The organism is Olleya sp. R77988, assembly GCF_044594215.1.
In the GTDB taxonomy this organism is placed as follows: Bacteria; Bacteroidota; Bacteroidia; order Flavobacteriales; family Flavobacteriaceae; genus Olleya.
On the sequence record NZ_CP138988.1, the window covers coordinates 2,522,117 to 2,543,136 of the forward strand.

General features: G+C 30.4%; 17 protein-coding genes. 13 read left to right on the forward strand and 4 right to left on the reverse strand.

The features are described from left to right. The first annotated feature begins 4 nt into the window (after positions 1-4). From SJY17_RS11450 to bshA, 3 genes are all read left to right on the forward strand, one after another. On the forward strand, positions 5-490 hold the full coding sequence (locus tag SJY17_RS11450) for an ABC transporter ATPase (protein WP_397362691.1): 486 nt from the start codon (positions 5-7) through the stop codon (positions 488-490). Positions 491-610: 120 nt separating this feature from the next. Then, positions 611-3,571, forward strand: a complete 2,961-nt coding sequence (locus SJY17_RS11455; protein ID WP_397362692.1) for a glycoside hydrolase family 3 N-terminal domain-containing protein — start codon at positions 611-613, stop codon at positions 3,569-3,571. Positions 3,572-3,623: 52 nt separating this feature from the next. Next, positions 3,624-4,763 carry an N-acetyl-alpha-D-glucosaminyl L-malate synthase BshA gene (bshA, locus tag SJY17_RS11460; RefSeq protein ID WP_397362693.1) on the forward strand — a complete coding sequence of 380 codons (1,140 nt, stop codon included), beginning with the start codon at positions 3,624-3,626 and terminating at the stop codon, positions 4,761-4,763. 55 nt (positions 4,764-4,818) lie between these two features. Here bshA and SJY17_RS11465 read toward each other — a convergent pair whose 3' ends face one another. Continuing rightward, positions 4,819-5,295 (reverse strand): hypothetical protein, encoded by a 477-nt coding sequence (locus SJY17_RS11465; protein ID WP_397362694.1) that lies wholly within the window; start codon positions 5,293-5,295, stop codon positions 4,819-4,821. Positions 5,296-5,479: 184 nt separating this feature from the next. Continuing rightward, positions 5,480-7,153: an OmpA family protein gene (locus tag SJY17_RS11470; RefSeq protein ID WP_397362695.1), complete on the reverse strand. Its 1,674-nt coding sequence runs from the start codon at positions 7,151-7,153 to the stop codon at positions 5,480-5,482. 153 nt (positions 7,154-7,306) lie between these two features. Between SJY17_RS11470 and SJY17_RS11475 the strand changes: the two genes are divergently transcribed. Further along, positions 7,307-10,204 (forward strand): FAD-binding and (Fe-S)-binding domain-containing protein, encoded by a 2,898-nt coding sequence (locus SJY17_RS11475; protein WP_397362696.1) that lies wholly within the window; start codon positions 7,307-7,309, stop codon positions 10,202-10,204. Position 10,205: 1 nt separating this feature from the next. Here SJY17_RS11475 and SJY17_RS11480 read toward each other — a convergent pair whose 3' ends face one another. Continuing rightward, on the reverse strand, positions 10,206-11,048 hold the full coding sequence (locus SJY17_RS11480; RefSeq protein ID WP_397362697.1) for a hypothetical protein: 843 nt from the start codon (positions 11,046-11,048) through the stop codon (positions 10,206-10,208). A 190-nt stretch (positions 11,049-11,238) separates the two neighbouring features. On the opposite strand from SJY17_RS11480, the gene aroC reads away from it, so the two are divergent. From aroC to SJY17_RS11525, 9 genes are all read left to right on the forward strand, one after another. Beyond that, on the forward strand, positions 11,239-12,300 hold the full coding sequence (gene aroC, locus SJY17_RS11485; RefSeq protein ID WP_397362698.1) for a chorismate synthase: 1,062 nt from the start codon (positions 11,239-11,241) through the stop codon (positions 12,298-12,300). After that, positions 12,300-12,788 (forward strand): hypothetical protein, encoded by a 489-nt coding sequence (locus SJY17_RS11490; protein ID WP_397362699.1) that lies wholly within the window; start codon positions 12,300-12,302, stop codon positions 12,786-12,788. Before aroC ends, SJY17_RS11490 begins: the two co-directional genes overlap by 1 nt. Before the next feature lie 31 nt (positions 12,789-12,819). Beyond that, positions 12,820-14,151 (forward strand): dicarboxylate/amino acid:cation symporter, encoded by a 1,332-nt coding sequence (locus SJY17_RS11495; RefSeq protein ID WP_397362700.1) that lies wholly within the window; start codon positions 12,820-12,822, stop codon positions 14,149-14,151. A gap of 130 nt (positions 14,152-14,281) precedes the next feature. Further along, positions 14,282-15,322 (forward strand): glutathione synthase, encoded by a 1,041-nt coding sequence (gshB, locus tag SJY17_RS11500; protein ID WP_397362701.1) that lies wholly within the window; start codon positions 14,282-14,284, stop codon positions 15,320-15,322. Between the two features lie 20 nt (positions 15,323-15,342). Beyond that, entirely contained in the window at positions 15,343-16,167 is an 825-nt protein-coding gene (locus SJY17_RS11505; RefSeq protein ID WP_397362702.1) for a sulfurtransferase, read from the forward strand. Beyond that, positions 16,168-17,934: an RDD family protein gene (locus SJY17_RS11510; RefSeq protein WP_397362703.1), complete on the forward strand. Its 1,767-nt coding sequence runs from the start codon at positions 16,168-16,170 to the stop codon at positions 17,932-17,934. It abuts the gene before it with no gap. Between the two features lie 2 nt (positions 17,935-17,936). Then, the gene (locus SJY17_RS11515; protein ID WP_397362704.1) at positions 17,937-18,269 is read left to right on the forward strand and encodes a hypothetical protein; all 333 of its coding nucleotides are present in this window, start codon (positions 17,937-17,939) and stop codon (positions 18,267-18,269) included. A 1-nt stretch (position 18,270) separates the two neighbouring features. Then, a complete protein-coding gene (locus SJY17_RS11520; protein WP_397362705.1) occupies positions 18,271-19,098 on the forward strand; it encodes an N-formylglutamate amidohydrolase in 828 nt (275 codons plus the stop codon). Next, positions 19,098-20,255 (forward strand): flavohemoglobin expression-modulating QEGLA motif protein, encoded by a 1,158-nt coding sequence (locus SJY17_RS11525; RefSeq protein WP_397362706.1) that lies wholly within the window; start codon positions 19,098-19,100, stop codon positions 20,253-20,255. The genes SJY17_RS11520 and SJY17_RS11525 overlap by 1 nt, the downstream gene beginning before the upstream one ends. 257 nt (positions 20,256-20,512) lie before the next feature. On the opposite strand, the gene SJY17_RS11530 is transcribed toward SJY17_RS11525, so the two are convergent. After that, positions 20,513-20,932: a thiol-disulfide oxidoreductase DCC family protein gene (locus tag SJY17_RS11530; RefSeq protein WP_397362707.1), complete on the reverse strand. Its 420-nt coding sequence runs from the start codon at positions 20,930-20,932 to the stop codon at positions 20,513-20,515. Positions 20,933-21,020 lie beyond the last annotated feature (88 nt).

Genomic DNA, 21,020 nt, shown 5'->3' on the forward strand with positions numbered 1-21,020 from the left:
CAAAATGTTAGTAGATTTTAACACATTACCAGAAACATCAAGAGTTTGGATATATCAAGCAAATAGGTCATTCTCTGACACAGAATTAGAAGAAATTAAATCAAAATTAGAAGTTTTTGTTGAAAGTTGGACAGCACATGGTAGCGATTTAAAAGCTGGTTATAGCATACGCTATAAGCGTTTTATTATCATTGCTTTAGATCAAGAATTAAACAAAGCTACAGGCTGTAGTATTGATGCTTCTGTTACTTTTATTCAACAATTAGAAAAAGAATATAGTGTAGATTTATTAGACAAAATGAATGTGTCTTATAAACAAGGAGAATTTGTTGCACATAAAACATTGACCGATTTCAGAAAAATGGCTAAAGACAAAGCTGTGTCTAAAAACACCATTGTTTTTAATAATTTGGTAACAAACATTGGAGAATTAAATGAAAGTTGGGAAATCCCAGCAAGTCAAAGTTGGCACAATCGTTTTTTGAATTAATTGTTTACAAAATTGGTTGTAATTCTATCTTAAAGTCCTTTAATAATAGTCAGAAATGTACTAATTTGGCATAGTTTTTAGTTGTATATTAAAGTACAACTTAATAAGCCTATTTAGTATATGCGAAATTTTTATTCCCTCATCTTATTTTTGGTGTTTTCAAGCTATTTATCAGCTCAAAATACACCAAACCCATTATTAGCAACTAATCCAGAAGCCCAACAAAAATGGGTAGATACTACTTATAATAGTATGACACTGGACGAAAAAATAGCACAACTATATATGGTTCAGGTATTTTCTAATCAAACACAAAAAGAAAAAGCAGCAATTGTTAGCTTAATTAAAGACCATAAAATTGGAGGTGTTATTTATTCTAAAGGTGGACCAATAAGACAAGCAAAACTTAATAATGAGTTACAAGCTGCCTCTAAAACACCTTTGCTAATTGGTATGGATGCAGAATGGGGTTTAAGTATGCGACTAGATTCTACATACTCTTTTCCATGGAATATGACTTTAGGAGCTATAAAAAACAATCAATTAATTGAACAAACTGGTAGACAACTTGGAGAACATTGTAAACGTATTGGTGTTCATTTTAATTTTGCTCCAGTTGTAGATATAAATACAAACCCAAACAATCCAATTATTGGAAATAGATCTTTTGGAGAAGATAGAGATAACGTAACAGAAAAAGCTTTAGCATTTATGAAAGGAATGCAAAACGCTGGTGTTTTAGCAAATGCAAAACATTTTCCTGGTCATGGTGATACAGAAGACGATTCTCATTTAACATTACCAACAGTTGCTTTTGACGAAAAACGTATAGATTCTATAGAATTATATCCATATAAAAAATTGATTAACGAAGGGTTGTCAAGTGTGATGGTAGCGCATTTAAATATTCCTAGTTTAACAAACAGAGAAGGCTTTCCTTCGACATTATCAAAAAATATTGTTACAGATATTTTAAAAGAACGCTTGCAATTTAAAGGTTTGATTTTTACTGATGCTTTAACCATGAAAGGTGCAGCAGATTATGTCGAGTCTAATATGGATGGAAGCAAATCTAACACGACAGTAACAGGTGGCGAGATTGATTTGGCAGCTTTCTTAGCTGGAAATGATGTTATGTTAATGTCAGAAAATGTTCCAAAAGCAATTGCTAAAATGAAAGTTGCTTTTGAAAATGGAGTGATAACGGAAGAGCGTTTAGCGCATTCGGTTAAAAAAATATTAATGGCTAAGTATAAAGTTAACTTGCATAATTATTATCCAATAAGTACTTATAATTTAGTGTCTGATTTAAACAGGATTAAAGATGATGCATTAACAGAGATGTTAATGGAAAATGCTATTACAATTGCTAGAGACACTTTAGGTCAATTACCTTTTAGAAACCTTGAAACTAAAAAAATTGCTTACGTAAGACTTGGAGATAAAAAGGGTTCTTATTTTATAGACGAATTAAGAAAATATTCTAGTGTTCATGAAATTTCGGCTACTACTTTAGATCAATTGATTATCAAATTACAAGCTTATAATACTGTTATAGTTGGATTTCATAAATTTAATGCAAGTCCTTGGAAAAGCTATAAGTTTTCAAATAAAGAGTTAGTGTGGTTACAAGAAATTGCAAGAACAAATAATGTTATCCTTGATGTTTTTGCTAAACCTTATGCGCTATTAGATTTAAAAACAGTAACAAATATAGAAAGTGTAGTCGTTAGTTACCAAAATAGTAAAATTGCTCAAGAAAAATCTGCACAGTTAATTTTTGGAGCTATTCCTGCACGTGGTACTTTACCAGTTTCAGCAGGAGCTTTTTTTAACGTAGGAGATGGTAAGCAGACAAATTCTTTAGAGCGTTTAGGTTACACTATTCCAGAACGTGTAGGTATGTCTCGTTATGCATTAGAAAAAGTAGATTCTATAGCAAATCATGCAGTAAACGCTAAAATGACACCTGGAATACAATTAATAATTGCTAGAAAAGGGAAAGTTATTTATAATAAAAACTTTGGAAAACACACCTATAAAGGAAATGAAAAAGTAAAATTTGATGATGTTTATGATGTAGCGTCTTTAACAAAAATTGTAGGAACTTTACCGTTGTTAATGGAATTAGAAGAGCAAGGTATTGTGTCTTTAGACTCTAAGCTTTCAGAAATTATTCCAGAATATAAAACATCAAACAAAAAAAATGTGACGCTTAAAAAAATGTTGTCTCATTATGCTCAACTTAAACCTTGGATTCCTTTTTACTACAAAACATTAGATTCTGTTACCAAAAGACCATCACCAAAATATTATAAAAAATCACTTCAACCTGGTTTTACAATAAAAATAATGCCAGAACTATATCTAAGAGACGATTATAAAGATTCAATAAACTCTATAATTAAAGACACAGATTTATTGTCAAGGTTAAGGTATAGATATAGTGATTTACCATATTACATTTTAAAACAATACATAGAAGGTCATTATGATAAGCCTTTAAACGAGTTGGCTCAAGACCATTTTTATAAGTCTTTAGGCGCAAATAACACAATGTATAATCCTTATAATAAAATTAGTAATTCTAGAATTGCACCATCAGAAAATGATGACTATTATCGTTACCAAAAAGTACAAGGATACGTACATGATATGGGAGCAGCTATGCAAGGTGGTGTTGGAGGTCACGCAGGAGTTTTTAGTAATGCAAATGATATTGCAAAAATAATGCAATTGTATTTGCAAAAAGGATTTTATGGAGGAAGACGTTACTTTAAAAGCGAAACTTTAGATAAATTTAATACCTGTTATTATTGCGAAAGTGATGTAAGAAGAGGTGTAGGTTTTGATAAGCCACAATTAGGTGATGTTGGTCCAACTTGTGGATGTGTAAGTATGACTAGTTTTGGGCATTCTGGATTTACAGGTACTTATGCTTGGGCAGATCCAGAACATGAAATTGTTTACGTTTTTATGGCAAACAGAACCTATCCAACGTCTAAAGGAAAAAACACACTACTAAGAGAAGATATTAGAACTAATATTCAAGCAGCAATTTACGAAGCAATTATAGATTAAATTGTAAGATTTAATAAATTAATCAGACCAAGTAGAAAACTAAATAAATAACATGAAAATAGGCATAGTATGTTATCCAACATTTGGAGGAAGTGGAGTAGTAGCTACAGAATTAGGCTTAGAGTTATCTAAACGTGGTCACCAAATTCATTTTATAACCTATAATCAACCTGTAAGATTAGAATTGCTAGGTAATAATGTGCACTTTCATGAAGTAAATGTGCCAGAATACCCTTTATTTCATTATCAACCTTACGAGTTGGCTTTGTCAAGTAAATTGGTTGATATGGTCAAACTCCATAAGATAGAAATACTACATGTGCATTATGCAATTCCACATGCTTATGCAGCATATATGGCTCAAAAAATGCTTCTTGAAGAAAATATTTATGTACCAATAGTAACAACGCTTCATGGTACAGATATTACTTTAGTTGGTAGTCATCCGTTTTACAAACCAGCAGTAACCTTTAGTATAAATAAATCAGATGCAGTTACTGCAGTATCTAAAAGTTTAAAAGATGACACTTTACGTTTATTTGATATTAAAAATAAAATTAATGTCGTAACCAATTTTATTGACATCAATAAATTTAGTCATGGGTTTACAGATTGTCAAAGAGCAATGATGGCAAAAGATGAAGAAAAGATAATTACTCACATTAGTAACATGCGTGAAGTAAAACGTATTCCTGATGTTATTAACACGTTTTATAATATTCAAAAAGAAATTCCTGCAAAGTTAATGATGGTTGGAGAAGGACCAGAACGTGAACCAGCTGAGCGTTTATGCCAAAAACTAGGAATTAGTGACAAAGTAGTATTCTTTGGAAACAGTAACGAAATTGATCGTATTTTATGCTTTTCAGATTTATTTTTACTGCCTAGTAAAACCGAAAGTTTTGGGTTATCTGCACTAGAAGCTATGGCATCTGGAGTTCCTGTTATATCTAGTAATACAGGAGGAATACCAGAAGTTAATAAAGACGGATTCTCTGGGTTTTTAAGTAATGTTGGAGATATAGATGCTATGAGTAAAAAGGCACTCTATATTTTAAAAGATGAAACAGTTTTAAAAACATTTAAGGCTAATGCTAAAATACAAGCAAAAACCTTTGATATTCATCAAATAGTTCCTCAATATGAAGCTATTTATCAAGAAACACTTTCAAAATGTAAAGTTTTAAATTAATTATAAAATAAAAAACCACCTATTAAGGTGGTTTTTTATTTGCTATATTATTTTATTAGAATTTATATCTAACGCCTAAAGCTATATCAAAATCTAAATCATCTCTATAATCACCAAAACCTAATTCAGGTCTAAAGTCTAAAGAGAGTAGTAGCGGAATATCAAAATTATATTCAACACCTACATTACCTGCTGCAAAAATAAAAGTTTCATCATCAATAAGATTAGTATCAAAACTATATGATGCAATACCACCTCCAACACCAGCATACCAATTAAAGTCTCCATCTAATACCCAAACCCATTGGTATAAACCAGTAAGTTTAAAACCATTATAACCAGATCCAGATCTCCAACCAAAATCAGCTTCCAATCTATTATTGCTTCCTAAAGCGTGTTGATAAGATATTTCAGCTCCAAAACCATCACTATCTCCTAGACGCAGTCCAATTGCATGATCAGAGATCTCTTGAGCGCTTACAAATGAAGTGATTCCAATACAAGCGATAATTAATAAAAATATTTTTTTCATAAGTTTTATTTTATAGTGTTACACAAATTTAATTTTTTTTGATTGAATTTTAAACCTTTTAAACTAAAATAGCGTTTATATCATTAATAACTATTAAACGTAATAAATTCAATTTTATTTAATTAAAAAAGCCAATGAAATAAATCATTGGCTTTTTTTAAACATAACAAACTATAATAGAGTTCTATTTTGCAATAGAAACATCAATTCTTCTGTTTTTTGCTCTTCCTTCTGGAGTTGCATTATCACCAATTGGTTCAACAGATCCCATTCCTTTAGTAGATATGCGAGATCCATCTATACCTTTTTCAACTAATTTGTTTTTAACAGATAACGCTCTGCTTGCAGATAACGTATTGTTTCCTTCTACAGATCCAGTGTTGTCTGTATGACCTCTAAATAAGATGTTTACTTTAGGGTAAGCTTTCATAATAGCAGCAACATTATCTATTTGATTCATAGAGTTTGCATCTAAAGCATCAGAGCCTGTGTTAAAGTATAATCTATCAAAAGCATAATATTTTCCAGCTTCAAATTTTCCGTCTTTTATGTAACTTAAAAAGTTGTCTTCAAATCCTCCTTCTGGAATACTTAACTCAGTACCATTTGGTAGTTTAGAACTAAAAAAGTTTCCAATTGCGTCACCAAAAGCATTTACTACTTTTCCTGAAGCATCTACAATACCACCAGCTACATTACTAATTGCATTTCCAGCTGCATCAACAGCATTACCTGCTGCATCTACTGTTGTTTTTACTATGTTTCCAGCAGCATCAACAACATTACCTGCTGCGTCTACTGTTGTTTTTACTACATTACCAGCTGCATCTACTACATTACCTGCTGCATCTACTGTTGTATTTATTACGTTTCCAGCTGCATCTACTGCAGAGTTGGTTGTGTTTTTAACAGCTCCTGTAGTTTCGTTTGCTGCATCTTTAACATTATCCATTAAAGATTTATCAGCATCACACCCTTTAATTAAAAAGAAAGCAAATAATAAACCTATTAAACCAATTGCCCATGGTAGTATTTTTTTGATTAATGAGCCACCAGCTTTAACAGCTCCTGTTGCAGTATCTGCAGCTGCTCCTGTTAATTTACTAGCTCCATCAAATGCAGCTTTTCCAGCGTTACCTGCTAAATCTGCAGCTCCACCAACAACTTTTCCTGCACCATCAACTACAGCTTTTCCAGCATCACCTGCTAAATCTGCAGCACCTCCAACGACTTTTCCTGCACCATCTAATACTGCCTTTCCAGTATCACCTGCAAAACCTAATGCTCCACTTGCTAAACTTCCTAATTTATCAGAAATACCAGAAAAAGATCCTAATCCTAATAAAGATGTTAATCCTGCTGGTGCTAATTTATCTAAGAAGCTACCTTGGTTAGATAGCATTCCTACAAATGACCCAACATCCATACCTGATGATTTTTGTTTTCCTAAAACACCACCAACTAAAGAACCTGCAACACTTAATATTGAAGAAGAAGAGTCTTTGCTCATTCCAGAAACTGAACCTATTAAGTCTGTTACTCCTGAAGCTTTATCTCCTAAAACATTTTTGACTAAATCTAATCCTTTATTTAAAAAACCTTCAGATTGCTCTCCTCCAGCTTCTAATGCATTGGATACGTTTCCTAATTCACTACCATCTCCAAGCATGTTAAAAATTGAAGAAGCACCTTCACTAGTTGATGCTTTGTCCATAATACCTCCTAATAAAGCAGGTGCAGCAGCCATTAATCCTTTTTGTACATTGTCACTGTTTTCTCCTCCTAATAAGTTTGAAACATTTCCTAATACTTTATCAGATAATTGCTCTTTAAATAAGTTTAATAGATTTGTTGTCATTTATATATTTTTTTAAGTTAAATTGTTAATAATACAAATGTATTTATATCTTAAGCTTTTCTATTTTTGTTGAGATAACTAAATTACTAACATCGACAAAACGCATTAAAACACCGACGTATTACACTATTTGTTAACTTTTTATTTAGTTAAATGAACAAATTATATTTAAAAGAGCTGGAAAACAGTTTGTTAGGAGAGTTGCATTATGATGATTTGCTTAAATCTATTTATGCTACTGATGCATCAGTATATAGAATGTTGCCATTAGCTGTTGCTTATCCTAAAAATAAAGAGGATATTAAAATACTTATCTCTTTTGCTAAACAATATAAAACATCTTTAATTCCTAGGACTGCTGGAACATCTCTAGCTGGTCAATGTGTTGGGACAGGAATTATAGTTGATGTTTCAAAATATTTTACTAACATCATTTCTTTAGATAAAAAAAGCAAAACGGTTGTTGTTCAACCAGGTGTGGTAAGGGATCAATTAAATAATTATCTGAAACCTTTTGGTCTATTTTTTGGTCCAAATACATCAACCTCTAATCGTTGTATGATGGGTGGAATGGTTGGAAACAATTCTTCAGGTACAACATCTATTAAATATGGTGTAACTAGAGATAAGGTTATTGAATTGCAAACTGTTTTAAGCGATGGAAGTAATACTGTTTTTAAGTCATTAAGTACTAAAGAATTACAGAGTAAACTAAATTTAAAAACCTTAGAAGGACAAATTTATAAACAGTTGCATACAGATTTGACTTCTAAAAGTATTACCGATGAAATAAATACACACTTTCCAAAACCAGAAATACATAGAAGGAACACAGGTTATGCAGTAGATGAATTACTTAAAGATGAAGGCTTTAATATTTCTAAGCTATTAGCAGGAAGTGAAGGTACGCTTGCGTTTACAACTCAAATAACCTTGCAGCTAGATATATTGCCACCTGTAAACAGAGTAATGGTAGCTATGCATTTTAAAACAATCGAAGATTGCTTAAATGCTGTTAATCCAGTAATGGAACACGATTTGTTTACGTGTGAGATGATGGATAAAACTATTTTAGATTGTACAAAACATAACAAAACACAACAAGAAAATAGATATTTTATAGAAGGAGATCCTAAAGCTATTCTAATGTGCGAAGTGCGATCTAATACATTAGAAGACGTAAAAAACAAAGCTAATAGTCTTATTAAAACTATTGAAAAAACAGGTTTAAGTTATGCTAATCCTATTTTAATAGAAGATGAAATTGATAAAGCTAATAACTTGCGTAGTGCTGGTTTAGGGCTTTTAGGAAACATTATAGGAGATAAAAAAGCGGTTGCTTGTATTGAAGATACAGCTGTAGCCTTACCAGATTTAGCCAATTATATAAAGGAATTTACAGCGTTAATGAAACGTTATAATCAAGACGCAGTGTATTACGCACATGCAGGAGCTGGCGAATTGCATTTACGCCCAATATTAGACTTAAAACAAGCTGAAGATGTTATGTTGTTTAGAAAAATAACAACAGATGTAGCGCATTTAGTAAAAAAATATAATGGCTCTTTTAGTGGAGAACATGGTGATGGTATTGTTAGAGCTGAGTTTATTGAATTAATGATTGGAGAAAAGAATTACAATTTATTAAAGACTATAAAACACGTTTTTGATCCTGAAAACATCTTTAATCCTGGAAAAATAGTTGATGCTTTTCCAATGGATAAAAATTTGCGTTATCAACCAGATAGATTAGAGCCTAAAGTTGAAACTTTGTTAGATTTTTCAGCATCTCAAGGAATTCTGCGTGAAGCAGAAAAATGTAATGGCTCTGGTGATTGCAGAAAGTTACCAGAATTTGGAGGTACCATGTGTCCAAGTTACAGAGCTACAAAAAATGAAAAAGATACCACTAGAGCTAGAGCTAATGCATTAAGAGAATATTTGACAAGCTCTGAAAAAGCTAATAAATTTAATCATACAGAATTAAAACAAGTTTTTGATTTATGTTTAAGTTGTAAAGCTTGTGCTAGCGAGTGTCCAAGTAGTGTAGATGTAGCCAGTTTGAAAGTGGAATTTTTATACCAATTCCAGAAAGAAAACGGAGTTTCGATTAGGACAAAACTATTTGCTTATAATAATAAACTAAATCAGTTTGGAAGACGATTTAAAGGTGTGACAAATTTTATGTTTTCAAACGGGATAACTTCAATTTTAATTAAAAAAAGTTTAGGTATTGCTTCAAAACGAAGCTTACCTTTATTGTCAAGTATTAGTTTAATAAAACATTATCAAATTATTAAAAATCAATTAGTTAAAAATAATTTTATTAAAACAATTTATTTGTTTTGCGATGAATTTACTAACCAATTAGATTCAGAGATTGGTCAGGATGCTATTCAGCTTCTAACAGCTTTAAATTACAAAGTTATAATAATAAACAATGCAGAATCTGGTCGTGCTTTTATATCCAAAGGATTATTAGAACAAGCAAAAAAAGTAGCTAATAAAAACATTGAAATTTATAAGGATTTAATAACAGAAAACACACCTTTGGTAGGTATTGAGCCATCCGCAATTTTAACCTTTAAAGATGAATACCCAAGATTAGCAGACAACAAGGTATTAGCAGAGAAAATAGCAAAACATACTTTTCTAATTGAAGAATTTTTAAGTAACGAAGTCGCAATTGGTAATATAAAAGCAGAGCAATTTAGTTTAGAAGCAAAAACTATAAAATTTCATGGTCATTGTCATCAAAAAGCACAAAGCAATCAAATACATAGTTTTAATGTATTAAATCTGCCTAAAAATTATAAAGTAACTTTAATACCAAGCGGTTGTTGTGGTATGGCTGGAAGTTTTGGCTACGAAAAAGAACATTATGATATTAGTATGCAAGTTGGCGAACAAACTTTATTTCCTGCTGTTAGAAAAGCACCAGAAACTACTACTATAAGTGCAAATGGTACAAGTTGTAGGCATCAAATAAAAGATGGAACACAACGTATTGCATTCCATCCAGTAACTATTTTAAAAGAAGCTTTAATATAATTTACTCAGTAATTGTGTAGCTTGTTAAAACTTGAGTATTAGTAACAGATAACGATGTTGGGAGCATACTTAAATCTACACCTAACTGTTGTAAAATTGAAACAGTATTTGGGTTTAATGTATAACCAGAATCTGCTTCAGCATTAATTAAACCAATGTTTTTAGCATAAAAACTATCTACAGATAGGACTTCTTGAGGATCTAAAATTGAGATTACTTGCGTGAATCCACCAACAGAAATTTCTGTGTAAACAGACAATTCTAAAGTAATATTTGCAGAAGTTACAATATCATAAATTGTTCCGTCTACAGTTAAACTGCTTAGATTTTCTAATTGTTTACTTTTTAATGTGTAGTCAATACTTATAGGGTAACCTTGCAAATCTTGAGAAAACGTACCAGTTTTTTCAGATAATTGTTGACCATTATTTGCTTGCGTATTATATAATAGCGCATTATCTAATTGTATTTCAAAATCAAAACCATCAATAGGTAAGCCTATTGTTCCGTTTGCTGCTAATGTAGTTTCTGTACGTGTTAATTCGCCACTTGTTAAAATACCACTCATTGTACCATTAGCAACACCTCCTTGATTAACAGATAAGGTAAAACCTGTTGTAGACTCGCTTTCAACAGTTAAAACATCTTGACTTGGTGTTACGTCATTAGTACTATTATCTGTATTCTCTACATCGTAATTCCAGGTATCAGCGACAGTTAGCGGAAAAAAATTACCATTATATTCTTGTTGTTCTGTTCCATCTGTTTCTTGTGTAGATTCATCATCGCAACTAAAAAGTAAAATGCTTATTATTAATATTGAAGTAATCTTAAAAAGTTTCATTTAATTTATTTTTTACAAAGAAACACAATATTGATTTAAGAACAAAAACACATAATTTATTTTATTAAGTTTAAAGAATCCTTAATAATTGCTGTTTTTATAACTAGTATTATCATTTTTTATAATATCAATTTATTAAGGTTTTGTTTCACTATTATTTATGATTACTTTAGCCTAAATTAATTAATTTATGGCAGGAAATAGTTTTGGAAACTTATTTAAATTGACCACTTTTGGAGAGTCTCATGGTGTTGCAATTGGTGGAATTATTGATGGGTGTCCTCCAGGAATAACTTTAGATTTTGATGCAATTCAGATTGAAATGAATAGGCGTAAACCAGGACAATCTGCTATTGTAACACAACGTAAAGAGCCAGATGAAGTCAAGTTTTTATCAGGGATTTTTGAAGGTGTGACTACAGGAACACCAATTGGTTTTGTTATTGAAAACTCCAATCAAAAATCTCACGATTACTCACATATCAAAGATAGTTACAGACCAAGTCACGCAGACTTTGTATATGACAAAAAATATGGGTTTAGAGATTATAGAGGAGGAGGTCGTAGTTCTGCAAGAGAAACTGCAAGTCGTGTTGTTGCTGGAGCAATTGCAAAGCAGTTTTTAAAAAATATTAAGATTAACGCATTTACATCATCTGTTGGAGATATTTTTATAGATAAACCCTATCAAGATTTAGATTTTTCTAAAATAGAAAGTAATGATGTGCGTTGTCCAGATACTGCTATTGCAGAAAAAATGATTGGTCGCATTAAGCAAATACGTAAAGAAGGAGATACCATTGGTGGTACTATAACTTGCGTTTTACAAAATGTACCAATTGGGTTAGGCGAACCTGTTTTTGATAAATTGCATGCAGATTTAGGAAAAGCTATGCTATCTATTAACGCTGTTAAAGGTTTTGAATATGGTAGTGGGTTTTGTGGTGCAAAGATGAAAGGTAGTGACCACAACGATCAATTTAATATTGATGGAACAACAAAAACTAATTTGTCTGGAGGAATCCAAGGAGGAATTAGTAACGGAATGGATATTTATTTTAGAGTCGCTTTTAAACCTGTTGCCACTTTAATACAGAAATACGAAACCATTAATAAAGATGGAGAAATTGTAGAAATGCAAGGAAAAGGAAGACATGATCCTTGTGTTGTGCCAAGAGCTGTACCAATTGTTGAAGCTATGGCAGCTTTAGTTTTAGCAGATTATTATTTGATAAATAAAATGTATAAATAATGACAATAAAAGATTTTTTTAGAATCTCTTTAAAAGCTTTAGGGTTATTATTAATTATTAGTGTAATTACATTAATACCTAGCTTTTTTTTAGATATATCTGATGGTTTTGGAGTAATTTTATATTACTTGTTTTCTATAGTATTAATGGTATTTGTTGCTTTTTTTATAATTTCTAAATCAGATTACGTTATTGAAAAACTTAAACTAGATTCTGGATTTGATAATGATTTATTAAAATTAAACAATATAGGAGATCAAAAAATAATACAAATCGCTTGTGTTTTGATAGGCTTATATATAATTACAAGTGCTTTACCATCTGTTTTATTAGAAGCGTTTCAATATTTTAAATATAATGCTTCAGGAGACAGTCTAATAGATTTACCTATGCATAGTACAAATTATTTTTATTTACAATTAGTCTACTTTTTATTGGGATTAATTCTTATAGGAATAAGAAAACAAATTAGTTCATTTTTTAAATAAATTACAACCTAAGTTTGTTAATAAAAAACATATGAAAAAACTAGCATTACACTGGAAAATAATAATTGGGATGGTTTTAGGAGTCATCTTTGGATTTATTATGAATTCTGTTGGAGGAGGAAAAGGTTTTGTAACGGATTGGATTGCACCATTTGGAACCATCTTTATTAATCTTTTAAAATTAATTGCTGTTCCATTAATACTAGCATCTTTAATTAAGGGGATTTCAGATTTAAAGGATATTTCAAAGATTAAATCTATGGGATTACGTACCATAGGTATTTATATTGGTACAACATTAATTGCTATAATCATTGGTTTAAGTATAGTAAATATTGTTAAGCCAGGAGAAGGAATGTCTAAAGAAACAATTGCAAAAATCGAAACAACATTTAAAGGTAACGCAGATGTTATGATTGGTAAAGCCAAAGTAACACAAGATGCTGAACCTTTACAGGCTTTAGTCGATATTTTTCCTAGTAATATTTTCTTTTCTTTTAGTGATGCTAAAGGTAAACCAGCAATGTTGCAAGTTATTTTCTTTGCATTATTTGTAGGTATTTGTTTGCTATTAATTCCTGAGAAAAAAGCAAAACCATTAGTCGATTTCTTCGATTCTTTAAACGAAGTCGTCATGAAAATGGTGGATTTAATCATGTTATTTGCGCCTTATGCAGTCTTTGCTTTAATGGCAAATGTTATTATTGCTTTTGATGATACTACAATTCTTGTTAAACTATTAGGTTATGCAGCATGTGTTGTTGCTGGTTTGTTTTTGATGATATGTTTTTACATGCTGCTAATTAAAGTATTTACAAAAAAATCACCTTTATGGTTTTTAAAACAATTTAGTCCAGCACAATTATTAGCGTTTTCTACAAGTAGTAGTGCTGCAACATTACCAGTTACTATGGAACGTGTTGAAGAGCATTTAGGAGTTGATAAAGAAGTGTCAGGTTTTGTGTTACCAGTTGGTGCAACCGTAAATATGGATGGAACAAGTTTATATCAAGGTATTGCAGCAGTATTTATTATGCAAGTTATTTGGCCAGAAGGATTAACGTTTACCAATCAATTAGTTATTGTTGGAACAGCATTGTTAGCTTCTATAGGTAGTGCAGCTGTCCCTAGTGCAGGAATGGTGATGCTAGTTATTGTATTAGAAGCTATTGGTTTTCCAGCAGAATTATTACCAATTGGATTAGCATTAATATTTGCAGTAGATAGACCATTAGATATGTGTAGAACTGTTGTAAATGTAACAGGAGACGCTACAGTATCAATGCTAGTTGCTAAGTCATTAGGTAAGCTTCATGATCCACAACCTAAAGAATGGGATGATAATTATGAAAAGGTTAAATAAATAATCAACTACATTTTAATTTAATAAAAAATATAGTGAATTACTTACCCCAAATTTATTTTGGGATAGCATATTCATTTATAATTTTTTTTTCTAACTTTATTAAACTAACCAAACATAACCTAAAAGCATGAATATTTGTTTTATCATGTATCCTTGGGAAGATATTGACCCAGAAAACGATACAAGCTTAGCACTAATAAAAGAGTGTGTTAAACGTAATCATGGTGTTGCTATGTGCACACCTGCAAATTTAACTATTAGAGATAGTGTTACTAATGCCTTTTGCACAGTAATTGGTAGACAAGAAAAAGTACCTTCGTCTTTAAAAGCGTTTTATAAAAAAACTCAAATAAGAGAAGAAATGCTACCACTTGCTGGTTTTGACGCTATTTTCTTTAGAGCTAATCCACCTTTAGACCCAATTATGCTTAATTTTTTGGATTCTGTTAAAGATGATGTGTTTATAATCAACTCGCTTGAAGGTATGCGAGAAGCAAACAATAAGCTATATACAGCAGCTTTTGGAGATGCACACAGTAATATTATACCAAATACACATGTGTCAAAAAACAAGCGCTATTTAGTACAGCAGATAAAAGAAAGTAAAGCAGATAAAATGATACTAAAACCATTAAATGGTTTTGGAGGCTTAGGTGTTATTTTAATAGAAAAATCGGCAATGAGTAATATTAACTCGTTATTAGATTTTTACATTAATAGTTCTGGAGATGGAAGTTCTAATTATGTCATTCTTCAAGACTATATAGAAGGAGCAGATCAAGGTGATGTTAGGATATTACTACTTAATGGAGAGCCTGTTGGTGCTATGAAGCGAGTGCCTGGAACAGATGACCATCGCTCAAATGTGTCTGCTGGAGGAAGCGTACAAAAACACACTTTAACAAAAGAAGAAAAAGCATTATGCAAACAAATTGGACCAAAACTAGTTAAAGATGGGCTTTATTTTGTTGGTATTGATGTTATTGGTGGAAAATTAGTAGAAGTTAATGTAATGTCTCCAGGAGGCATCACCTATATTAATAAAGTTTATAAAAATAAGTATAGAGTAGAAGAAAAAGTAATTGACTTTTTAGAAAGCAAAGTATTAGATAATTTGGAAGCTTTTAATAGACGCTCTAGATTACGTAAAGCAGTAGAAGACGCTTAATAGTAAAAAAATTAAACACAATGGAAGGTTTTGGAGATGTAGTTTCGGTTGAGTGGTTAAAAGATCATTTAAGCGATGATAATCTTATTATTTTGGATGCAACTATACCAAAAGTTTCTGGCAATGTTTCAGAATTGTCTAAGTTACAAATACCAAACACTCGTTTTTTCGATATTAAAAACAAGTTTAGCAATACGTCTGCAGAATTTCCAAATACGATACCTTCTAAAATTCAGTTTGAACAATCTGCACAACAATTAGGAGTTAATAAAGATAGTTTTATTGTAGTTTATGATAGTTTAGGAATGTACTCTAGTCCACGTGCTTGGTGGTTGTTTAAAACTTTTGGGCATCAAAATGTAGCAGTTTTAAATGGTGGGTTACCAGAATGGTTAAATTCTGGTTTTTCTACTGAGAGCAAACAAGTGATAGCATATTCAAGCGGAAATTTTGAAGCTAAATTTAATCAAGATAATGTTGTCTATTTTGAAGAGCTAGAGAAAATATCTCAAGATTCTAATTATAAAATTATAGATGCACGATCAAGTGATAGATTTAATTGTATAGTTGCAGAACCTAGAAAAGGTTTACGATCTGGAATAATACCAAATTCTAATAATTTACCTTTTCAAAATATTTTAGATAACAATACATTAAAAGCAAAAGCACTTATTAAACAACAATTTAAAGTCTTAGCACAACCAAATCAACATTTAGTATTTACTTGTGGTTCTGGTATTACAGCATGTGTTTTAAGCTTAGCAGCAACAACTTTAGGGTATTCTAACAGTGTCTATGATGGCTCTTGGACAGAATATGGAAGTTTAAGAAAACAAAACCAATAAATGAAAAAACATTTAGAGAAAGCAAGTTTTTTTATAGAGCAAAAAATAAAATTTATTTTGCCTATTTTTATTGTTATTACATCATTATTACATTACAATAGGGTTTTTGGGAACTATGATAGTTTTTTATTTAAAGCACAAAGGTATTTTCAGAGTATTAGTTTAGATTTTTTAAACATAGATTTATTTAAGTTTAATTTTACTAACAGTCATGGGGATTTTACAAGGATTAATGTTTTAGAAATTTTATTTCTTTCAATTTTAATAATCGCCTATATATTATATCATTTAAGTAAAGGAAAAGAAAAACGATTACTTCAGTTTTGTTTCTCTTTATTCTTTATGTTTAGCGTTGTACGTTTATTTTTGTTTTTCTTTTTTGTTTTTAAAAATTTAGCAATTGATTTTTACGGATTAACCTATTTGATTACAGTTTCGTTTTGGTTATTATTATTTTATTTGATAGTTAAAATTTTAAGTAAAGACGAAAAATTAAAAACTCAAAAGTACAAGCTATTAGATCAATATCCCGAGTTTAAGCTAAAACGCGCTACAAAGTGGCAACGTTTTTTTCATTTAATTGTAGATGCTTGGTTAGGTATTATGGTAACCTCAAACTTAATTAGAATATTACCAAGAAAACCTTTAAATGCTTTAGTTGATTTAATTGGTCAACGTTATACTTTAACCATTGTTGTGCTAGTATTTATTACCATATATTATATAATTGTAGAGCTAGTATTTAAATCTTCGCCTGCAAAATATTTAACCCAAACTAAAATTGTTAGCTTATCAGGACAACCAATAACATCTGGTAATATAATTATTAGAAGTTTTTCTAGACGTATACCATTTAATCCGTTTTCGTTTTTAGGAAATGAAAGCGATTTAGGTTGGCATGATTCATTATCTAAAACAACAGTTGTTCAGCTTAAAAGACAAGGTAAACATGGTAGTTGGTATTGGTTAATTATTCCGTTTTTTTTATTAATTACTGCGTTTATATATTTTGGAAATCAATATTTAAAGGATTACAGATGGAGTAAAATAAGAGAGAACCAATATAAAAATCAAATTTATGATATAAACAATAAGCTTAATAATTTAAGCGAATCTGATTTTATTACAATAGGAGAAACTAATGACAGTTATAGTAGTAATTACTATCTAAAAGTATCATTTATTACTGAGGACTCTGTTGAATGTTTTGTTATAGATAAAAACACTTACAAAGCAAATACCTTAAGAAAAGCAGATCAGTTTTATGGTGGTTATTATTATGACTTAGACATTGTTACCCTTAGCAAATCACAATTAGAAGCTGCAGTATGTGATGTGTCTAATTTTGATAACGATTTTATAGATTGTGGTACACAATTATTAAAAGATAAAGGTAATATGCGTATCAAAAAAATTGAATCAAATAATCAACCTTCTTTAGTGTTTGATAATATTAACTTTTATAATAACAGAAAAGCAGATAAATCTAATTTTACTATTAAATTAAAAAACACAATAAATACGCTTTCTATATTAAATATTGAAGTTGATAATAAAGAGGTAGAGATAACGTCAAAACTACCAATTACCTCAAGTTATGGATATAGCGATTCAACATATACTATTCAAGGAAAAGGATTGGTAGCAAATCAAGATGCTACTTTTAAAATAAGTATCTTAGATAAAGCAACTAATAAAAGGTTTTTATATCAGCTAACAATAGAAGGTAAATATAAAAAAGAGTTTAAATTGATAAAAAAAACATAATTATGGAACATCCCAATACGTGGTCAAAAGACGAATTATTAACCTACATATTACTATTTGTAGCACATTCAGATTTAGACGAAACTAAAAAAGAAAAAGACTATATTTTATCAAGAGTAGATAACGAAGTTTACCAACGTGTACAAGATAAATTTGAAGAAGATAATGACTATCAAAGTATACAAAACATTATTGAAGCTGTAAAAACTCACGATTATTATCGTAATGATTTAGCAGATTTGTTTGCAGACATTAAATTAATGGCTTTTGCAGATGGAGAAATGGATATTATGGAAAAAACAATTTATAATCAATTGAAGAAGATATTACAGTAAAATGCAACGTTTAAGTATCAATCAAATCATTAATAAAATTGAAGCAGAAGAAGTGTTTCATGCTATTTCAGAAGACTATTCGTTTACTTTAAAAATTGATAGCTATGTACATTATGTCTGTGGAGCAGTACATGATGGACATCAATTTAGAAAAGAACTTTGGGACAATTGTTTGCATACAGAATATGAACGTTGGTACGAGGAAGATCCAGAAACCAAAAACATGGTAGCATCGCATCCAATTGTTATTGCTGGAATGGATTCACGTTTTGAATATGATTTAAATCGTGCGCCTGAAACTGCAATTTATGAGGATGCTTGGGGAAAACAACTTTGGAAAAACCCTTTACCTAAAACACAAAAGCAACAATCTTTAGATAAACACGCTAATTTTTACAAAGTTGTAAAAGCATTAATTAGCAAAATTGAAAGCAAATTCAATATGTGTATTGTTTATGATATGCATAGTTATAACTGGAAACGTTGGGATAGGGAAGTACCAACCTGGAATTTAGGGACTTCAAACGTTGATAATGACAGATTTGGAAATGATATAGAAGCTTGGAGGCAAAGTTTAAGCGAATTGCAATTACCAAACGGAATTAAAAGCACCTCAAAAATTAACGATACGTTTCAAGGCAATGGATATTTCTTAAAATTTATTACGCATAACTTTAATAATACATTAGTTTTGGCAACTGAAATTGCAAAGGTATATTGTGACGAATATGACTACATTATGTATCCAGAAGTAGTCGCAGCAGTTGAGAATCAACTAAAAAACAGATTGGTAACACACGCAAATGCTTTTTATAAAGCGCACAGATAATGGCAGAGACTTTAGAAGAAAAATACCAAGATTTATTTGATATAGACTCTAACTTAAACCGTTTGGTTAAAAAGATAGAACTACTTAATTACATTAATCCATTAAATATTGAAAGCGAAAAAAAACAGTTTTTTGGAGCTAAATATAATTATGAACCTACTTTTAAATATCCCAAACTTAGGTTTAATGGTTATAAATTACATCGTTTATTTTTCTCTCAACGATTAGAACGTATAAAAGATGATGATATACGCGATTTATACAAGGATATAATCTATGAATATTCAGGTTTAATTGAATGTATTGAAACGATAGGAAAAGGCAAAAAATTTTACTACAACAGTCTAAAAAGCTTCGGAACACCTACAGAGCGTGATATTGAAAACGCTAAGTTTATATTGCGTTTTGATGATTCTGGATTTGAAGAAGATTTATTACCGCTTTATAATGTAGACGATGCAATAGCGTATTTTGAAGATTATAAAAAACGTTACGACTTTGATTTTACAATAAAAAAATCGACAAATATATCTGCAGCAGCAATGGTGCAAAACAATACGCAAACATTAGTATTACGCAAAAATCATAAGTTTAGTAAAAACCAATTAGCAGTTTTAGCTAATCATGAAATTGGTGTGCATATGGTCACAACTTTTAATGGTTTAAACCAACCTTTAAAAGTGTTCTCTAATGGGTTTCCTAATAATGTAGAAACACAGGAAGGTGTTGCTGTATATTCTGAGTATATGTCTGGAAACTTAACCATAACACGTTTAAAAGAACTAGCATATCGCGTTATTGCAGCAGACAGTTTGGCTAAAGGTTACAGTTTTTCTGCTACTTTTGACTTATTGCACAACCAATATAAATTAAATAGAGATAAAGCATTTGTAGTTACACTTCGTATACACAGAGGTGGAGGTTTTACTAAAGATTATTTATACTTAACTGGATTAAAAAAAGTGTATGACTATGCAAAATCTGGTAAAGACTTGGATGTATTATTAACAGGAAAAGTAACTTTAGAGTATAAAGATGTAATCTTAAAAATGCAAGATTTAGGCTTAGCAATGCCATCAAAGCATTATACAGATGCCTTTTTAGAAAACAACAACACCAACAAAAATTTCGATTTTATTTTAAATAGCTTAAAATAAAAAAGCCTTAAAGTCATTAATTAGTCCCTAGTATAATACTATGTTAATACAGGTTAGACAATACCTTGTATTAAAACTTAATCTGTTCCAACCTAACAGAAGGATGGCTTAAGCTAACATAAAGACTTTAAGGCTTATATCAACCTCATACTCAAAATTAATACTCATGTAGCTTTAATACAATTGGTTTTGAGTAAACAGTACGTTTCATTACGTGAAGTCTCCTTTTTAATGAGTAAAGTTTGAAGTCGTTATTTCTAATCCAAAAATTTAGACTTTAAATCTGGAGTTGGTATCATGCAAGCGTCTTGTTTTCCGTACCATTTATAACGATTTTTAGCTACATAATCATACACCCAATTTCTTATAAATGGTGGTATTATAAAAAACACCGAAAGTAAACTAGATGGTAATCCCAACTGTTTAGTAATATGTAAAGCAGCTGTAGACTTAGATTTAAGCCCATTGTCTTCTGAATAGAGTAAGATAGAGTCTGTTTTTAAAGGATCTATTTTATAATGATTAATAATCTGTTGTCCAATTTTACTTTGTAAAGCAGCAAACATAAAAACATTGTTTTTATCGTGTTTAATTACGTATTGTACAGATGTGTTGCAAAGGTTGCAAACACCATCAAATAAGATTAATTTTTTATGTTTTGGGAGTTGTTTTATCACAATACAAAAATACGATTTAGAATTTTAACGTCATTGCGAGGTACGAAGCAATCTGTTTGTTGTTTATTCTGTTTTTTATGATATTACT

Coding starts and splice junctions, on each gene's coding strand:
- SJY17_RS11450 (WP_397362691.1), top strand. CDS start 5: ATGTTAGTAGATTTTAACACATTACCAGAAACATCAAGAGTTTGGATA.
- SJY17_RS11455 (WP_397362692.1), top strand. CDS start 611: ATGCGAAATTTTTATTCCCTCATCTTATTTTTGGTGTTTTCAAGCTAT.
- bshA (WP_397362693.1), top strand. CDS start 3,624: ATGAAAATAGGCATAGTATGTTATCCAACATTTGGAGGAAGTGGAGTA.
- SJY17_RS11465 (WP_397362694.1), bottom strand. CDS start 5,295: ATGAAAAAAATATTTTTATTAATTATCGCTTGTATTGGAATCACTTCA.
- SJY17_RS11470 (WP_397362695.1), bottom strand. CDS start 7,153: ATGACAACAAATCTATTAAACTTATTTAAAGAGCAATTATCTGATAAA.
- SJY17_RS11475 (WP_397362696.1), top strand. CDS start 7,307: ATGAACAAATTATATTTAAAAGAGCTGGAAAACAGTTTGTTAGGAGAG.
- SJY17_RS11480 (WP_397362697.1), bottom strand. CDS start 11,048: ATGAAACTTTTTAAGATTACTTCAATATTAATAATAAGCATTTTACTT.
- aroC (WP_397362698.1), top strand. CDS start 11,239: ATGGCAGGAAATAGTTTTGGAAACTTATTTAAATTGACCACTTTTGGA.
- SJY17_RS11490 (WP_397362699.1), top strand. CDS start 12,300: ATGACAATAAAAGATTTTTTTAGAATCTCTTTAAAAGCTTTAGGGTTA.
- SJY17_RS11495 (WP_397362700.1), top strand. CDS start 12,820: ATGAAAAAACTAGCATTACACTGGAAAATAATAATTGGGATGGTTTTA.
- gshB (WP_397362701.1), top strand. CDS start 14,282: ATGAATATTTGTTTTATCATGTATCCTTGGGAAGATATTGACCCAGAA.
- SJY17_RS11505 (WP_397362702.1), top strand. CDS start 15,343: ATGGAAGGTTTTGGAGATGTAGTTTCGGTTGAGTGGTTAAAAGATCAT.
- SJY17_RS11510 (WP_397362703.1), top strand. CDS start 16,168: ATGAAAAAACATTTAGAGAAAGCAAGTTTTTTTATAGAGCAAAAAATA.
- SJY17_RS11515 (WP_397362704.1), top strand. CDS start 17,937: ATGGAACATCCCAATACGTGGTCAAAAGACGAATTATTAACCTACATA.
- SJY17_RS11520 (WP_397362705.1), top strand. CDS start 18,271: ATGCAACGTTTAAGTATCAATCAAATCATTAATAAAATTGAAGCAGAA.
- SJY17_RS11525 (WP_397362706.1), top strand. CDS start 19,098: ATGGCAGAGACTTTAGAAGAAAAATACCAAGATTTATTTGATATAGAC.